The organism is Prevotella denticola (genome assembly GCF_900454835.1).
Lineage (GTDB): Bacteria > Bacteroidota > Bacteroidia > Bacteroidales > Bacteroidaceae > Prevotella > Prevotella denticola.
Genome location: NZ_UGTM01000002.1, coordinates 1,066,257 through 1,082,243, shown reverse-complemented (window position 1 = coordinate 1,082,243; position 15,987 = coordinate 1,066,257). Strand labels below are relative to the sequence as shown.

General features: G+C 51.0%; 11 protein-coding genes. 4 read left to right on the top strand and 7 right to left on the bottom strand.

Annotation, left to right across the window (positions count from 1 at the left end):
* Positions 1-59 precede the first annotated feature (59 nt).
* The 3 genes from DYH27_RS12635 to DYH27_RS12625 all read left to right on the top strand — a co-directional run bounded on the left by DYH27_RS12635 (position 60) and on the right by DYH27_RS12625 (position 5,579).
* Positions 60-3,119 (top strand): glycoside hydrolase family 2 TIM barrel-domain containing protein, encoded by a 3,060-nt coding sequence (locus tag DYH27_RS12635; RefSeq protein ID WP_025067530.1) that lies wholly within the window; start codon positions 60-62, stop codon positions 3,117-3,119.
* A gap of 701 nt (positions 3,120-3,820) precedes the next feature.
* Positions 3,821-4,894 (top strand): sensor histidine kinase, encoded by a 1,074-nt coding sequence (locus DYH27_RS12630; RefSeq protein WP_025067529.1) that lies wholly within the window; start codon positions 3,821-3,823, stop codon positions 4,892-4,894.
* Positions 4,869-5,579 (top strand): LytR/AlgR family response regulator transcription factor, encoded by a 711-nt coding sequence (locus DYH27_RS12625; RefSeq protein ID WP_004353829.1) that lies wholly within the window; start codon positions 4,869-4,871, stop codon positions 5,577-5,579. The genes DYH27_RS12630 and DYH27_RS12625 overlap by 26 nt, the downstream gene beginning before the upstream one ends.
* A gap of 161 nt (positions 5,580-5,740) precedes the next feature.
* Here the strand turns inward: DYH27_RS12625 and DYH27_RS12620 are convergent, their stop codons facing one another.
* The 6 genes from DYH27_RS12620 to gcvT form a co-directional block, all read right to left on the bottom strand.
* Complete coding sequence (locus DYH27_RS12620; RefSeq protein WP_025067528.1) at positions 5,741-6,358, bottom strand: riboflavin synthase; 618 nt, start codon at positions 6,356-6,358, stop codon at positions 5,741-5,743.
* 801 nt (positions 6,359-7,159) lie between these two features.
* Complete coding sequence (gene lpdA / locus DYH27_RS12615) at positions 7,160-8,524, bottom strand: dihydrolipoyl dehydrogenase (protein WP_029216404.1); 1,365 nt, start codon at positions 8,522-8,524, stop codon at positions 7,160-7,162.
* A gap of 62 nt (positions 8,525-8,586) precedes the next feature.
* On the bottom strand, positions 8,587-10,077 hold the full coding sequence (gene gcvPB, locus DYH27_RS12610) for an aminomethyl-transferring glycine dehydrogenase subunit GcvPB (protein WP_013671988.1): 1,491 nt from the start codon (positions 10,075-10,077) through the stop codon (positions 8,587-8,589).
* Positions 10,078-10,108: 31 nt separating this feature from the next.
* Positions 10,109-11,419: an aminomethyl-transferring glycine dehydrogenase subunit GcvPA gene (gcvPA, locus tag DYH27_RS12605; RefSeq protein ID WP_025067527.1), complete on the bottom strand. Its 1,311-nt coding sequence runs from the start codon at positions 11,417-11,419 to the stop codon at positions 10,109-10,111.
* A gap of 327 nt (positions 11,420-11,746) precedes the next feature.
* Positions 11,747-12,127: a glycine cleavage system protein GcvH gene (gene gcvH, locus DYH27_RS12600; RefSeq protein ID WP_013671990.1), complete on the bottom strand. Its 381-nt coding sequence runs from the start codon at positions 12,125-12,127 to the stop codon at positions 11,747-11,749.
* A gap of 164 nt (positions 12,128-12,291) precedes the next feature.
* The gene (gcvT, locus tag DYH27_RS12595; protein WP_025067526.1) at positions 12,292-13,377 is read right to left on the bottom strand and encodes a glycine cleavage system aminomethyltransferase GcvT; all 1,086 of its coding nucleotides are present in this window, start codon (positions 13,375-13,377) and stop codon (positions 12,292-12,294) included.
* 241 nt (positions 13,378-13,618) lie between these two features.
* On the opposite strand from gcvT, the gene DYH27_RS12590 reads away from it, so the two are divergent.
* Positions 13,619-14,704 carry an FMN-binding protein gene (locus tag DYH27_RS12590; RefSeq protein ID WP_025067525.1) on the top strand — a complete coding sequence of 362 codons (1,086 nt, stop codon included), beginning with the start codon at positions 13,619-13,621 and terminating at the stop codon, positions 14,702-14,704.
* Positions 14,705-14,769: 65 nt separating this feature from the next.
* On the opposite strand, the gene DYH27_RS12585 is transcribed toward DYH27_RS12590, so the two are convergent.
* On the bottom strand, positions 14,770-15,792 hold the full coding sequence (locus DYH27_RS12585) for an esterase-like activity of phytase family protein (protein ID WP_029216405.1): 1,023 nt from the start codon (positions 15,790-15,792) through the stop codon (positions 14,770-14,772).
* Positions 15,793-15,987: the final 195 nt, after the last annotated feature.

Sequence of the window (15,987 nt, the reverse complement as noted above, 5' to 3'; positions counted from 1 at the left end):
GACGGCCTCATGCCGCTTCCAACTAAATCTATTCTGATAATTCATTACCTGAAACGAATATGACAAGACTTTCTGTGCTTCTCATCGGAGTACTCGTGCCCTTATTTTCCATGGCACAGACAGCTGCCCCGGAGTGGCAGAGTCAATACAGTACCGGCCTGAACCGGATTGGACCGCACGCCTATGTCCTGCCCTGCAGTTCGCCCGACGAGCTGCAGCAGCCCGGCGGCTACGAGCATTCGGCTTACTACATGACGCTCAACGGCAAGTGGAAGTTCCATTGGACGAGAAACCCTGACCGCAGGCCCAGGAACTTCTTCCAGACGGACTTTGCCGTACAGGGATGGGCTGATATCGACGTGCCTGGGAACTGGGAGCGGCAGGGCTACGGACTGCCCATCTATGTCAACGAGACCTATGAGTTCGATGACAAGCTCTTCCACTTCAGGAAGAATCCACCCCTTGTTCCGTATGCGGAGAATGAGGTGGGGTCGTATCGCCGCACGTTCACCGTCCCGGCGGCGTGGAAAGACCGGCGCATCGTACTATGCTGCGAGGGTGTCAAGTCGTTCTTCTACCTGTGGGTCAACGGACAGTATGTAGGCTACAACATGGGGGCGAAGATGCCTTCAGAGTGGGATGTCACCCGGTATCTGCATGATGGAGAGAACGTCGTGGCCATGGAAGTCTACCGCTGGAGTGCCGGCTCCTACCTGGAATGTCAGGACTATTGGCGCATGAGCGGCATCGAACAGGATGTTTATCTCTATGCCACTCCGGCACAGTACATTGCCGACTATCATGTATCGGCAGGTGTGGAAAGACAGGACGGCGGATCTTTCAGGGGCAGCTTCAACCTTTCTGCAAGTGTGAAAGGGGCCGGGCAGGGAACGGTCGGTTACGTGCTGACTGATGCGGAAGGGAGGCCGGTGCTCACAGAGGAGAGGCCTGTCAGCGGCAGGGAGAAAGACGTGACGGTGGACTTTGCCCCACAGACAGTACAGAATGTAGCGGCATGGAGCGCAGAACATCCGAATCTCTATACACTGCTCATCACATTGAAAGACAGGCACGGGAACGTCGCCGAACAGACCGGCGGCAAGGTGGGATTCCGCACCATAGAAATCAAGGACAGGCAGCTTTGCGTGAACGGAACGCCCATCCTCGTCAAGGGAGTCAACAGGCACGAGCATTCCGGACGTGGCCGTACCGTGAGCAAGGAACTCATGGAACAGGACATCCGCATGATGAAGCAGAACAATATCAACCTCGTGCGCTGTTCGCATTATCCTGCGGATTCCTACTGGTACCAGCTCTGTGACAAATACGGTCTGTATGTCATCGACGAGGCGAACATCGAGTCGCATGGAATGGGTTATGGAAAAGAATCGCTGGCAAAGGACAGTACCTGGCTTTCTGCCCACATGGACAGGACGCAGCGTATGTACGGGCGTTCCAAGAATCACCCGAGCATCATCATTTGGTCGCTGGGCAACGAGGCCGGCAACGGTACGAACTTCGAACACACCTACCGCTGGCTGAAGCGGACGGACACGACACGGCCTGTGCAGTATGAACGTGCTGAAGAGAATTTCAATACGGACATATACTGTCCGATGTACCGTCCGCTGAGCCACATGGAGGCCTATGCAAAGCGGACGGACACCACGCGCCCCTACATTATGTGTGAGTATCTCCATGCCATGGGCAACAGCTGCGGCGGCATGAAGGAATACTGGGACCTGATAGAGAAAGAACCCATCCTGCAGGGCGGAAGCATCTGGGACTGGGTGGACCAGTCGTTCCGTGAGATTGACAAGAACGGAAACTGGTACTGGAGCTACGGCGGCGACTACGGTCCGAAGGATGTCCCCAGCTTCGGCAACTTCTGCTGCAACGGTCTGGTAGCGGCCGACCGTACACCGCATCCGCATCTCCAGGAAGTGAAGAAGGTCTATCAGAACATCAAGTCCGAGCTTGTCTCGACCGGGAAGGAGATAACCGTAAAGGTGAAAAACTGGTTTGACTTTACCAATCTCAACGAATACCGGCTCGACTGGCGGATTGTGGATGAGAACGGGAAAGTGCTCTCCGACGGTACACAGCACGTAGACTGTGCGCCCCACGAGTCGACTGTAATCATTCTGCCGTCCGTATTTTCCAGAACAGCCCGGGAACTTTTCCTGAATCTTGAGTGGCATCCGGTCCGTGACGGACTTGTCCTTACCCGGAATGATGTGGTGGCCTACGACCAGTTCGGACTGAAGACCGCATCCGACTGCACCGTTTTCCTCCCGCATGAGAAGCAGGGTATGCGCTATGAAGTGGATGGGAAGACCGGTAAGCTGACCTCCCTGAAGAGCGGTGGACGGGAATTTCTGAGTACTCCGCTGTCGCTCAGCCTTTACCGTCCTTCCACCGACAATGACGGCCGTGACCCGTACGGTCTGAGGCTGTGGCGTGAGGAAGGCATCGACTCCATCAGCCAGAGGGTGACGAAAATCGTCCGCAACAGAGATGTGACCCGTGCAGAAACGGAGATACTGAGCCGAAAAGGAAATGTCATCGGTAAAGCTGATTTCACTTACAAGCCGGAGAAGAACGGCGCACTGGCTGTAAAGGTGACCTTCATGCCAGACACAGCTGTCATCAAGTCGCTTGCCCGTGTCGGACTTTCTTTCCGCATGGACGATTCGTTCGGCAAGGTGGAATACTACGGCCGGGGAGACATCGAGACCTACAGCGACCGCAGACAGGCCGGACGGATAGGACGCTACCGGACGACGGCAGAGGCGATGTTCCACTATTATGTGAAGCCGCAGGCAACCGGGAACCGTACTGATGTTCGGTGGATGTCGCTCTCCGACACGAAGAACCGCCTCATGGTGGCTGCACGTTCTCCGTTCCAGTTCTCCGTCGTGCCGTTCTCTGACAGTGTCATCGACCGTGCAACACATATCAACCAGCTTTCCCGCGACGGCTTGCTCACCATCCATCTGGATGCGGAACAGAGTGGGGTAGGGACTGCTACCTGCGGTCCAGGTGTCGCCCCGAAATACAGAGTACCCATACAATCTGCAACCTTCGAGTTTGTCCTCTATCCAGTTGCCTCTAAGTAGGCGGCGGACAGCAGGACGCTAAAAGCCCTGTCCCTCTCTGTCTCCAGACCTGGAAGACAGAAGGGCAGGGCCTCTTCATTTTATCCCGTGTGTTTCTGAAAGCGTCCTCGATGCTTGGCACTCCTGTTTCCTGTGTCGTCTCCGGGTCTGCTGTTTCGGTCTCCAGTGCCTGCTGTGCCGGTCCAATGAAGCCTGGTGACCGATTCCCGGTGCTTTTCCTGACTTGTTCTCAACCGGCAGGGAAAACTATTGGTTGTAGCCTGAATCGGCTTTAGCAGACTTTCTTGATTTCTGTTCTATGCATGGGAGGCTTGTACGTAGTTTCTCCTTACCGATCATACAATATCGGTGGAAAAAGGCGTTGGCAGGATGATAAATGTAAAATACTTTCTTCCCGTTACCCAAAGTCCATTCTGCCTGTTGCAGACAGCTGGATGAGGCTGTCGTACGGAGCAGTCTGAAGGTAGGTACTTGGCTCGTTTCAGTGGATTGGATTCGGATGGGCTGCAGGCGGATTTCTGCTGCTTCGTCAAGCCTGTGTAATGTGAAAAATAAGTTAACAGTATTGTTTTTGTATATAATTTGATATGGGTAAATGTAAAAAAAAACTCACATATTTTGAGAATACATTTTATTTTACAGAAACTTTTATTACCTTTGTTTGCAGATTTGTATCGGACATACGCAGACAGGAACGGTAAATGAGAAAACAGATTTATACATCCAGGAATTTATGGAACCAGATAATCATCTGGCTCCCGCTCTTCCTTGTTCCGATGATGTATGCCCCTCATGGCGTTTCCTTATTGCAGAATGGTGTTTTGCCGTATATTGTCCCGCTGTCCATGGTAATAGTGGGCTATCTCAATTATTTCGTGCTCTCACCCCTGTTGCTGAAAGGGCACAAAAAGGAGTTCTGGACACTCAACACGCTTCTCATTCTGGTCCTGTCCATCGCACAGTATGAATGGCTCTGCTACACAGGAAGTGAACAGTACATCATGACTTTTCCTTACCAGATGCTGTCAGCAGGGAAGGAAATCAGTCCCCACGTGGCTTTCATCCTCCGCAACTTCTTCAATCTTAGTGTCTGTGCCGGCGTGGCGACTTCGGTTCTGATGGCACAGCGGCTGTCGAAGGCTGAAGAAGAAAAACGAGCGGCGGAGACGGCTATGACGAAGGCGGAACTGATAAATCTCCGTCAGCAGGTGAATCCGCATTTCCTCCTCAACACCATGAATAATATCTATGCGCTTACGGCGTTCGATACCGAGAAGGCGCAGAAAGCAATCATCGACCTGTCGAAGATGCTCCGCCATATCCTCTACGACTACCAGCAGCCCTATGTGAATCTGAAGGAGGAAGCGGAGTTCCTGCAGAACTATGTTGAACTGATGATGATCCGCATACCTGACAATGTCGAGATAACGCGTGAATGCAATATCCCGGACTCCTGTCGGATACTCGTCGCGCCGATGATATTCATCTCGTTGCTGGAAAATGCCTTCAAGCATGGAATAAGTACCGGGCACAGGAACTTCATCCATATCAGTCTGGAGGCTGACAGCAAACGTGTTGTCTTCTCTATCCAGAACAGCAACTACCCCAGGGGAGAAGCGGAAAGAAACAGACACGGAATCGGACTCAAGCAGGTGGAGAGGAGACTTGAACTTGCCTATCCCGGCAAGTACAAGTGGGAAAAAGAAATTGACAGTAAACGAAATATCTATTCATCCAAAATAATCATCTATGACACTAAACTGCATAATCATTGACGATGAACCTCTGGCTGCCGAACTGCTTGCAAGCTATGCCAGGAAGACACTCTTCCTGAATCTGATCGGTGTCTTCAACAGTGCGGTAGAGGGGATTAAAGTTATCCGAGAGAACAGGGTTGATCTCATTTTCTTGGATATTCAGATGCCTGAACTCAGCGGACTCGAGTTTGCCAAGATTCTTCCCAAGGAGACGAAGATCATCTTTACAACCGCCTTCAGTCAGTATGCCGTCGATGGTTACAAAGCCAATGCCGTTGATTATCTCATGAAGCCAGTCAGCTATGATGATTTTCTGGCAGGTGCCAACAGGGCATTGGAATGGTTCAGGAGTGTCCGCCAGTCGGAGAATGCCTCGGACGACCGCTTTATCTTTGTCAAAAGTGAGTATAAACTGGTTAAAATCATGTTCGATGACATCCTTTATATTGAAGGTCTGAAGGACTATGTCAAGATTTATCTTACAGACGGCCGCGATCCGGTCATGAGCCTGATGAACATGAAGAAAATTGAGGAGTCGCTCCCCAAACCGGAGTTCATGCGTATTCACCGTTCCTATATCGTACACATGAGGAAGATAGAAGGAATCGACCGCTTCCGGGTTGTCATCGGCAACGCCATTCTGCCTATATCGGACAGCTACAAGACGACCATCCAGGATTATCTTGACGGGCATACGTTGTAAGTGTTCCAGTCCATACCGGCATGACACGAAAAAGACACCGGCTTCTGTACAGTCCCTGTCGGGGCGACGTGCAGAAGCCGGTGTCTTTCTCGTGCATATCCGCAAAGAGATATGTGGAACTGTAGGGGCAGATGATGAACGGTCAGTCTGGGAGCGGTCTTCTATCCCTGCGCCTGTGTCGACAGGCTGTTCAGTCGTGCGATATATTTCCCAAGGATGTCGAACTCAAGGTTGACGACCGTCCCGATGGTGATATACGCAAAGTTCGTGTTCGTTCTTGTATAGGGAATGATGGCTACCTTGAAACTGTTGGCAGTCGGTTCACAGACGGTGAGAGAGATCCCGTTGACAGTGACGGAACCCTTATCAACAGTGAAGTATCCGCGTTGCATCATTTCACGGTTGTAAGGGTATTCGAAAGTGAAATAGGTGCTTCCGTCTGCATCTTCCATGTTGATGCATTTTGCAGTCTGGTCCACGTGTCCTTGTACGATGTGGCCGTCCAGCCTGCCGTTCATGAGCATCGACCGTTCGATGTTCACGCGGTCTCCTACCTGAAGCAGCCCGAGGTTGGACCGTTTGAGGGTTTCTTTCATGGCAGTCACCGTATAGGTGTCGTCCTTGATGCGTACGACGGTGAGGCAGACACCGTTATGGGCAATACTTTGGTCGATTTTCAGTTCATCGGTGAATGAGCAGCGTAACGTGAAGTGGATATTTTTCTGTTCCTGCTCTATCCCGGTAAGGATTGCCATTTCTTCTACGATTCCTGAGAACATTGTTGTTTCCTTTCTTTTTTCTATCCTTTTTTCAGGAGTCCTGTCTGCCGAGTCCAGTTTCAAAGTCTTTTTTGACTTCAGCTTTGTAAGAATACCCCTGCTGGGATGATTGTTTTTACTTTGTATTGAGAAATTATAGGGAAGATGCTGTTCTGTAATGCGGACCCTCCTGTCGGCTTCACAGGTTCCTATGTGGTTTCCCATTCTTCATTTCCGGATTTTCCTGTATCTCTTCTGAGGTGGTAAGGGTCTCATCTGGGACTTTCCAGGACTTTCATCAGAGATGCTGCGGGCTCTCATCAGGAAGTGCAAGAATCCTCATCAGATATGTCTGAAAAAGGTGGAGCTCCTTTGGGAACCCCACCTCAATCCCGCTTTCTTTTCGGAAGGGGGAATAGAAAAGTCGTACCGACGATGTGATGAAAAGTCCGAGTATCAATGATAAGAGAGCTCCTCGTCGTTGTAATCCACTGGCCTTGCGGCTTAGTCGCAGAAAGCGGTTTATGTGGCCCGCCATTGACAGAAGAAGTCATCTCGGGTTTTCTAATTTATTTGATGACTATCCCGATCGAATCGATACGACTGAATCTGTATCCTTTCTGTGTGCAAAGTTAGTATAAAGATTTTTATCTTCCAAACATTTTATGATTAAATGTTGTGTGTCAGGAGGGGTGTCTTTGTGTTTCTGCACCGGGAGGATGAAGATTCTGTAATGTCATTTGCCCAGCCAGGCACATCGGTCTTCCTGCCGGCAGTCTTTTTTCAGGCTGTGCCCTGTCTGTCGGGACAGGGACTTCAGCCTCAGATGAGTGCGTCCTGCAAGATCTCGCCCAGTGTAGGATGAATATGGATGATGTCGCGTATCTCTTCCAGCCGGGCATCACGGTTCATCAGTGCAGACAGTTCCTGGATGAGGTCGGCGGCATGTGCTCCGTATGCGTGACCGCCCAGAATGATTCCGTTCTCGCCCACGAGAATCTTTATCATCCCTTCCGTCTCTTCCATGCTCAATGCTTTCCCGTTTGAACGGTAGAATCCTTTCCGGGTAGCGTACTTGATGTCCTGGGCTTTGCACTGGTCTTCCGTCCTGCCCACACAGGCGGCTTCAGGGTAGGTGAAGATAGCGGCTGGCATGATGTCAAACCGGATGAAGTCTTTCCTGCCGAGAATGTGGTTGACAGCACGGAAGCCCTGGAAAGTCGCAGCATGTGCCAGCATCTGGCGTGCATTGACATCGCCGATGGCGTAGACGCCTTTCACATTTGTTTCCATGTTGTCGTCAACCGTGATACCTCTGGGGTTGAATTCGATGCCTGCTGACTCCAGGCCGATGTTCTCTACATTGGGTTGCCGTCCGGTGGCAATGAGTACAAGGTCGGTCTCCACGGTCTGTTCCTTGCCTTTCCTGTCGAAGACGACCGTCGTGGCATTCTGCTCATTCCCAGAGGAAGTGATGATCTGTCTGACGGCACTCTGCATATAGAATGTGACGCCCCTCTTTTCCAGTGTTTTCCTCAGCCGTTTGGCAATGTCGCTGTCGACAGGGGGCAGGCATTCTTTCATGAACTCGATGACCGTCACTTCACTTCCGAATGCGGCAAATGCGGAGGCAAATTCCATTCCGATGACTCCTGCTCCTATGATTGTGATCCGCTGTGGAATTTCCTTGATGGAAAGCAGTTCTGTGGAGGTGACGATATGTTGTTCCCCTTCCGGCTGATTCCGGATGTCTTCTTCTTTCATGAAAGGAGGCATCTTTGAACGTGAACCGGTGGCAATGATGATGTTTTCCGCCTCCATCCGTTTTCCGTTCACCTCGACGACATGGTCGGAGACAAAATGTGCCTCACCCTTTATGAAATTGATGCCAGGCTGGTTGAGCAATGCACTTACACCTTCCCTGAGCTGTTTGATGATTTCTTCTTTCTTTTCCATGACTTTGGGGAAGTCGAGTGGAGGAGTTGTTCCGTAGAGGGCGGAAGCGGCAAGCCGCATCTCAGCATCATGGGCAAGGCTTTTGGTAGGGATGCATCCTGCGTTGAGACAGGTTCCTCCGGGCTGGGCCTTCTCGATGATGGTTACTTGCAAACCATTCTGTATAGCATAGGAAGCGGCTCGGTAACCACCTGGTCCCGAACCGATTATCAATAGATCTGTTTTCTCCATATTATCCTCTTGAAATAGAGTTTGGGTTCTCATTGTATGGTATATTCACGTTCCCAAGGGATTTATCCCTCTTCTGCTTTGTCGTTGACGAGTTGTCGGTAGGTGAGGACCGGATGCTTGGCTGCAAGAACATCGTCCACGCGTCCGATAGGTGTGCTGTGGGGGGCCTCCTTGACAAGCTCTGGTGTCTCGCGTGCCTCCTTGGCGATGATGTGCATCGTCTTGATGAAGCCGTCAATGGTATCCTTGCTCTCACTTTCAGTCGGCTCGATCATCATCGCCTCATGGAAGAGCAATGGGAAGTAAATCGTCGGCGCATGATAACCATAGTCAAGCAGTCGCTTGGCAACATCCATGGTTGTCACCCCGGTGCTCTTATCCTTCAGGCCGTCAAACACGAACTCATGCTTGCAAAGTGTGTCGACGGGAAGTTCGTAGTCATCCTTCAGACACTCCTTGATGTAGTTGGCATTGAGTGTTGCAAGCGGCCCTACTTCTTTGATGTGGTTTCTTCCGAGGGAAAGGATGTAGGTGTAGGCACGGATAATAACGAGGAAGTTGCCGAGATAGCCGCCTATCCGGTTGTTTGCAGTGGAATACTCTTCGCTCAACTTGGATTCTTCGACAGAAAAGCCCTCTTTCGTCTTGATGACATGAGGCTTGGGCAGGAAAGGTATCAGTTTCTCGCACACGCCGACAGGTCCTGATCCCGGACCGCCACCGCCATGCGGTGTTGAGAAAGTCTTGTGGAGGTTGAGGTGGATAACGTCAAACCCCATGTCTCCCGGACGTGCAGCACCTAAAAGCGGATTGAGGTTGGCACCGTCGTAGTACATCAGCCCGCCACAGTCATGCACGAGCCTGGCTATCTCCGGGATGTCTTTCTCGAAGAGCCCAAGGGTGTTGGGGTTGGTCATCATCATGCCGGCGACATCATCGCCCAGAAGTGGCTTGAGGTCGTTGACATCCACCAGTCCTTCCGCAGTGCTCTTCACCTCTACGACCTCCAATCCGCATACAGCGGCAGAGGCAGGATTGGTTCCATGGGCAGAGTCGGGCACGATGACCTTCGTCCGTTTGGTGTCGCTGCGCTGCTGGTGGTAGGACGAGATGATCATCAGACCTGTCAGCTCTCCGTGTGCCCCGGCGTAGGGGTTGAGTGTGACATCGGCCATGCCGGTGATGGAGGCCAGTGCGCGCTGTATACCGTATTCTGCCTCCAATGCGCCCTGCACAGTCTCAGCAGGCTGCAATGGATGAAGGTCTGTAAATTCCTTCATCGATGAAATCTCCTCGTTGATGACAGGGTTGTACTTCATTGTACATGATCCGAGCGGGTAGAAACCATTGTCAACACCGAAGTTGTTCTCACTGTGATTTGTATAATGCCTGACGACTGTCATCTCATCGCACTCTGGCAGTTCCGCATCTTTAGCTCTTCTGCAGAAGGCTGGTAAGGGATGGTGTCCGAAACGATTCTGTGGAAGGCTGTAGGCGCGTCTTCCTGGATGTGACAGCTCAAATATCAGATTGCCATATAGTTTATTGTTCATTGTTGTTTAGATTTAGAAAAACGTGGGTTGGCTATAATAATCCTACCAGTGTGTCAATCTCTTCTTTCGTGCGTTTCTCCGTAACGGCCAAGAGAAGTTTGTCATCATCTATCTTGATGCCAGGGAGGATTCCGTTTCTGACGGCCTTGTCGAAGAAAGCGTTGCGATTCTTTATCTGGACGAGAAATTCATTGAAGAACGGTTTGTCATAAACGAGCCTTGCCTTTTCTGTGCCGACAAGCTGCTCACAGAGGTAATGTGCACCGTCGTAACTGGTCTGGGCAGCTTCCTTCACGCCTTCCTTGCCCATGATGCTCATGTAGATAGTTGCGTAAAGTGCCATCAGGCTCTGGTTGGAACAGATGTTGGAAGTGGCTTTCTGTCGGCGAATATGCTGCTCACGTGCCTGTAGGGTCAGAACGAACACACGCTGTCCGCGGTTGTCATGCGTTTTTCCGACAATGCGTCCAGGGAGCTTGCGCATGAGCTTTTCGGTCGAACACATATAGCCGGCGTATGGACCTCCGAATGCCATAGGCAGTCCGAGGCTCTGTACGTCGCCTACGGCAAGGTCTGCCCCCCATTCTCCCGGGGTCTTCAGAAGAGCGAGGTCGGAAGCGACGCTATTGACGATAAACAGTGCTTTTCTGTCATGGCAGGTTTCGGCAAAGCCTGTGAAGTCTTCGATGATACCGTATCGGTTAGGCTGCTGGACGATGACGCCGGCTACTCCCCCGTTCTCCATCTGTTTCTTCAGGTCCTCATGCGAAGTTACGCCTTCAGCGGACTTTACAGCTTTGAGTGTTACTCCGTGGAAGTGTGCATAAGTTTTAAGTACACCGATGATGTTTTCGGAAAGCGTATCAGAATACAGTACGGTGTCAGCTTTCTTGGCATTGTGGAAAGCCACCATCATGGCTTCCGCAGTGGCAGTTGTCCCTTCGTACATCGAGGCATTGGCAATGTCCATGCCTGTGAGTTCTGCAATCATACTCTGGAACTCGAAGATATAATGAAGTGTTCCCTGTGATATTTCTGCCTGGTAGGGAGTGTAGGAGGTGAGGAACTCTGACCGGCCCAGTAAGCTGGGGATGACGCTCGGTGCGTAGTGGTCATATACGCCGCCTCCGGCAAAGCAGGTCAGCAGGTTGTTCTTCCGTCCGAGTTTCTCGAAGAACGCACGTATTTCCAGTTCGCTCATTGCTTCCGGAAGTTCATACTCTTCTTTGAAGCGGATGCTTTCAGGCACTTCGGCATAGAGACCGTCAAGATCCTTTATGCCGATGCGGTCAAGCATCTGCAGTATGTCCTCGCTTGTGTGAGGTAAAAACTTATGGTTCATTTTACTTAAAGATGGTTTAGGTTAGTTGTAGGCGATGATAGGCGATGATAGGCCTTGATGGGCGTTGATAGGCCTTGATAGGTGTTGATGGAGCTGGAAGGCATGATGAGTGTTGATAGGCGTTTGCGAAAACGCCTATCAATACCTGTAGAGATTCTGAACTCCTGTCTCATTCCGTGGCCCGTGGTGTTCTTCCGATGCCCTGCGGGTGTCCTGTTGGTATCCTGTTGACGTTCGGGTGACATCCTGCTGGATCCTATGGGTCAAGATAATCTTCTGAAGAGAGCTTCATGTACACTGTGGAACACCCTGTAAGACCGTGACGCTTTATTCAGCGCAGAATTCCTCGTATGCCTTTGCATCCATAAGATCCTTAAGCTCGGAAGTGTCGGTAAGTTCAACCTTGATGATCCAGTTCTCGAATGCATCCTTGTTGAGAAGACCCGGTTCGTCTTCCAGAGCCTCGTTGACTTCGATGACTTTTCCGGAGACGGGAGACTTGAGGTCGGAGGCGGCCTTGACACTCTCGATAGCACCGAAGTCTTCGTTTATTTCGATATCATCGTCAACCTCTGGCATATCAACATAGACAATGTTTCCCAAGGCATGCTGTGCGTAGTCGGTGATGCCGATGTAACCAACGCTGCCGGCAATTTTAACAAATTCGTGTGACTCTGAATAGTAGAGTCCTTCAATAACTTTTGCCATAATATTTTTCTTTTTAGAATTATTTTTGTTTGGGTTTATAATGTATAGCTGCCATAAACGTTTATAGGCGATTATAAGACAATTATAAACGGTTACGGCTGATTATAAACGGTGATAAGCGATTATAGCATTTATAGGCTGTAAAAAACAATCATGAGGGAAATTTACTTCTTGTAATGCTTCTCGTAGAATTTCTTTTTGACAACGGTACCGGGGAAGGTCTTCTTGCGGATTTGAATTTCAACTCTGTCTCCCATCTTGATGGAAGCATCCACCAATGCTACGGCACAGCTCTTTTCTGTTGAGATGAGACGGTAACCGGTGGTGACCTCGCCAACCTCCTTGCCGTCCTTGAGAACCTTGTATCCATGGCGTGGAATGGCGTTCCCCTCCAGTTCTATGCCGCGCAGACGCTGGGAAACCCCTTCCGTCTTCTGGCGCAGGAGGGCCTCCTTGCCGATGAACTCTTCCTTGTCGAACTTCACGAACATTGACAATCCTGCCATGACAGGCGAGATCTTGTCGGAAAGTTCATCGCCATAGAGCGGCAGTCCGACCTCAAAGCGCAGTGTGTCGCGACAGCCCAGTCCGCAAGGTTTTACCCCGGCTTCCATGAGCTTGTCCCATGCCTTGATGATATATCCCGGTGTTCCATAGACCTCAAATCCGTCCTCACCGGTATATCCGGTGCGGGAGACAATGACTTCCTCACCGTCTTTCTCCAGTCGTTTCACTTCGTAGAATTTCAGCTCCTTGCAGGCAAGTCCGAGTACGTTTTCCATCTTCTCCTCGGCTTCCGGCCCCTGTACGGCCAGCTGTCCGTAAGCATCACTCTTGTTTTCGATGATGACATCGAACCCCTCAGCATTCTGTCTGATCCATGCCATGTCCTTGTCGATGTTGGCAGCGTTGATGGTCATGAGGTAAAGCCGCTCGTCGAGCTTGCAGATGCACGTGTCGTCCACGACACCTCCATCCGGATAACAGAGCATGCCATAGAGTACTTTTCCTGCCGGCAGTCCCGTCACGTCGTTCGTAAATATGTGGTTGATGTATCTGTCGGCATCTGGTCCCGAAACGATTACTTCCCCCATGTGGGAGACGTCAAAGACACCGCAGTGCTCTCGTACGGCATTATGTTCTTCGATGATTCCGGTATATTGGATAGGCATGTCGAAACCGGCAAATGGAGTCATCAGTGCGCCTGATTCGACGTGTCTGTCATACAGGCAGGTTCTTTTGTTTGTCATATTTGTTTAGGTGTTTGAAATTGGTTCTTCTTTTGGCTCCGTGATGGATATCTGAATTGGCTTAGGTTCAAGTCTGTGTGCAAATATAGAGAAAAGAAATGAAGCTGCAAAATAAAATCTGATAAAATGATGTTAATTATTTGAAAGTATGAATAAGCAAAGTTATACATACTTGGCAATGAGTTGTTTTCGTTATTTATTCGTATTTTTGCACACCTTATTATAATAGGATCTCATGTTTATGAAGAGATTACAGCAGTTTTTTATTCTTGCAGCCTGCCTGTTGGTCATTGCGGTGGCGGCTGTCCAGCGTGACGGCAGACTATGGGGCATCCCCCTGTCCGATACGGCAAAATCGGCTGCCAGGAATCAGGCCGATACACTCCGGGTACTGGATGACGGGACGGTCGTCATCAGCACTGCCGGTCTGGCAAAGGGTGTGAAAGGTTTTGGCGGCCCTGTCCCTTTGGAAATCTACCTGAAGAAGGGCAGGGTGCAGCAGGTGAAGGCACTGCACAATTCGGAGAGTCCCGACTTTTTCCAGGAAGCCAGTGTCTTGTTGAGCCGGTGGAACGGAAAGACCCCCGAACAGGCTCTGGCAATGAAAGTAGACGGCGTGAGCGGTGCGACTTATTCTTCGCGCGGCATTATCGGTAATATGCAGGCGGGTCTGCGCTATGCGTCCAGAAATGTCCGGGAGGCCTCTTTCTTCGACAAGCTGGATCTCCGCGCAAAGAGCATCATCGGTCTGGTCGTTGTCCTCATGGCTGCCATCATTCCGTTATTTGTGAAGAACAGACGGTATCGAGTGTTCCAGCTCCTGCTGAATTTCTCCGTTCTCGGTCTTTGGTGCGGAACATTCATCTCCTGGTCGGTCATCATCGGTTTCATGTCAGGCGGCATCAGTGTATGGGTTTCCCTGATTCCGATAGTGATGCTTGTCACGGCGTTTGTTTATCCTCTATTCGGCCGGAAGAATTACTACTGCACCCATGTATGTCCTCTGGGATCGGCACAGGAGCTGGCAGGGATGGCATACCATCGGAAGTGGAAAATGGACAGGCGGACCGTGCAGTGTCTTGATCGTTTCCGCAAGCTCCTGTTCTGGGTGCTGATGGGGCTTATGCTTGCCGGTGTCTGGTCACAGTGGATGAACTACGAACTCTTCGTGGCATTCATCTTCCAGTCGGCTACATGGACGGTGCTTCTGATGGCAGTGCTTTTTCTTCTGCTGTCTTTCTTCGTCCCACGTCCTTACTGTCGTTTTGTCTGCCCGATGGGAAGCCTTTTCAAACTATCGTCTACAAAGGTAACAAAATGGATATAACTCCTTCCGACCGGATAATTGTATTGCCGGGTGTCGCCAGATGCTATTCTCCGGCCGGCATGGCATCAGCGGATAACGACGGTCCGGAACCAGTCGCGCAGGATGCCGCCGTACTGGTCCTGACTGTCGGCGCATAGCACGACGACCCGGCTTCCGTCTGCAAGGTACGGTCCGAGGCACATTCCCTCGTAGTTGGCAAGGTTCTGCCGGAACAGGGTAAGGGTTGTCTTCCACGCTGCAAGCAGCCTCTTCTTCAGATAAGGGCTGTCGGTACCAAGCCTTCTTTCCGGGCTGACCGGTGTGGACAATGCCGGATTCACGCAGAAGAGTCTGTTGATGACAAACGAGCCGAACTTGTCCGGTGTCACCAGGAACTCACGTTCCAGGACAAGCAGACGGCCGTCGTCCAGAGCCGCCATGGCCGGTACGCCCATTGCATAATTCGAGACGGAGGAATGGTGCTCCGGTGTCTCCATCAGATAGGCATACTGGTCTCTGGGCTGGAAATTGTCGTCAAAGCTCTGCAGCCGGAGCCTGTTTCCTATTTGGTTTCTGGCATCAGCCTGTTTCCCGTCTGTCGCCAGTGTGCTTTCAGAGGTCGTCCAGAAACGGTGCGTCACAGCGTTGTAGGTCAGGGATTCAAAACCGTAGCGCGATGTGGCACAGGCGAAGACGGCGGGGACAGAAAGCTCCCTACCCGTCAGTTTCCCATCCATTCCGTACTCCAGGATTCTGTTGTCTGCCTCGCGTGAGATCAGCAGCGTACTGTCTTTCGGAAAGAAGGCGATGCCTTCCTCGTCATGGTTTGTCTCTCCGGACGAGCAGAACCTCTCTGTCCGGACACCGGTAAGGTCTCCGCTGACGGCATCCGTCTGTATATGGAAGATGAAAAATCCGCTCTGCGGTGCTTTGTCGGAGACGACAGCATAACGGTCGCCGCCCAGCCAGGTCAGCCCGCTGTAGTTCCCTTTCGGTACCGTGCGCTGGAAATAATGCTGTGGATTGACCCGCACAAGCTGTGGAACCTGTGAAAAGAGGAAGTGCGGTATGAAGATAGAGAGAAGAAACAACCTTGATTTATAATCCATAAGTAACTGTTCTGCAATGATCAAGCCTTTAGGGGGCTTTGTGTTTGATTTGGATGTTGCACATCTGTCTATCCTTTACAGTCCGGTCTTCAGGCAGGTTTACTTCCCCTTTCGTTTTAGGCAGGTCCTGGAAATCCCCTTTGATGTCTTTTGTCTTTTAGCCGATCAGATTCTGTTTTCTTCTTGAAAAATCAT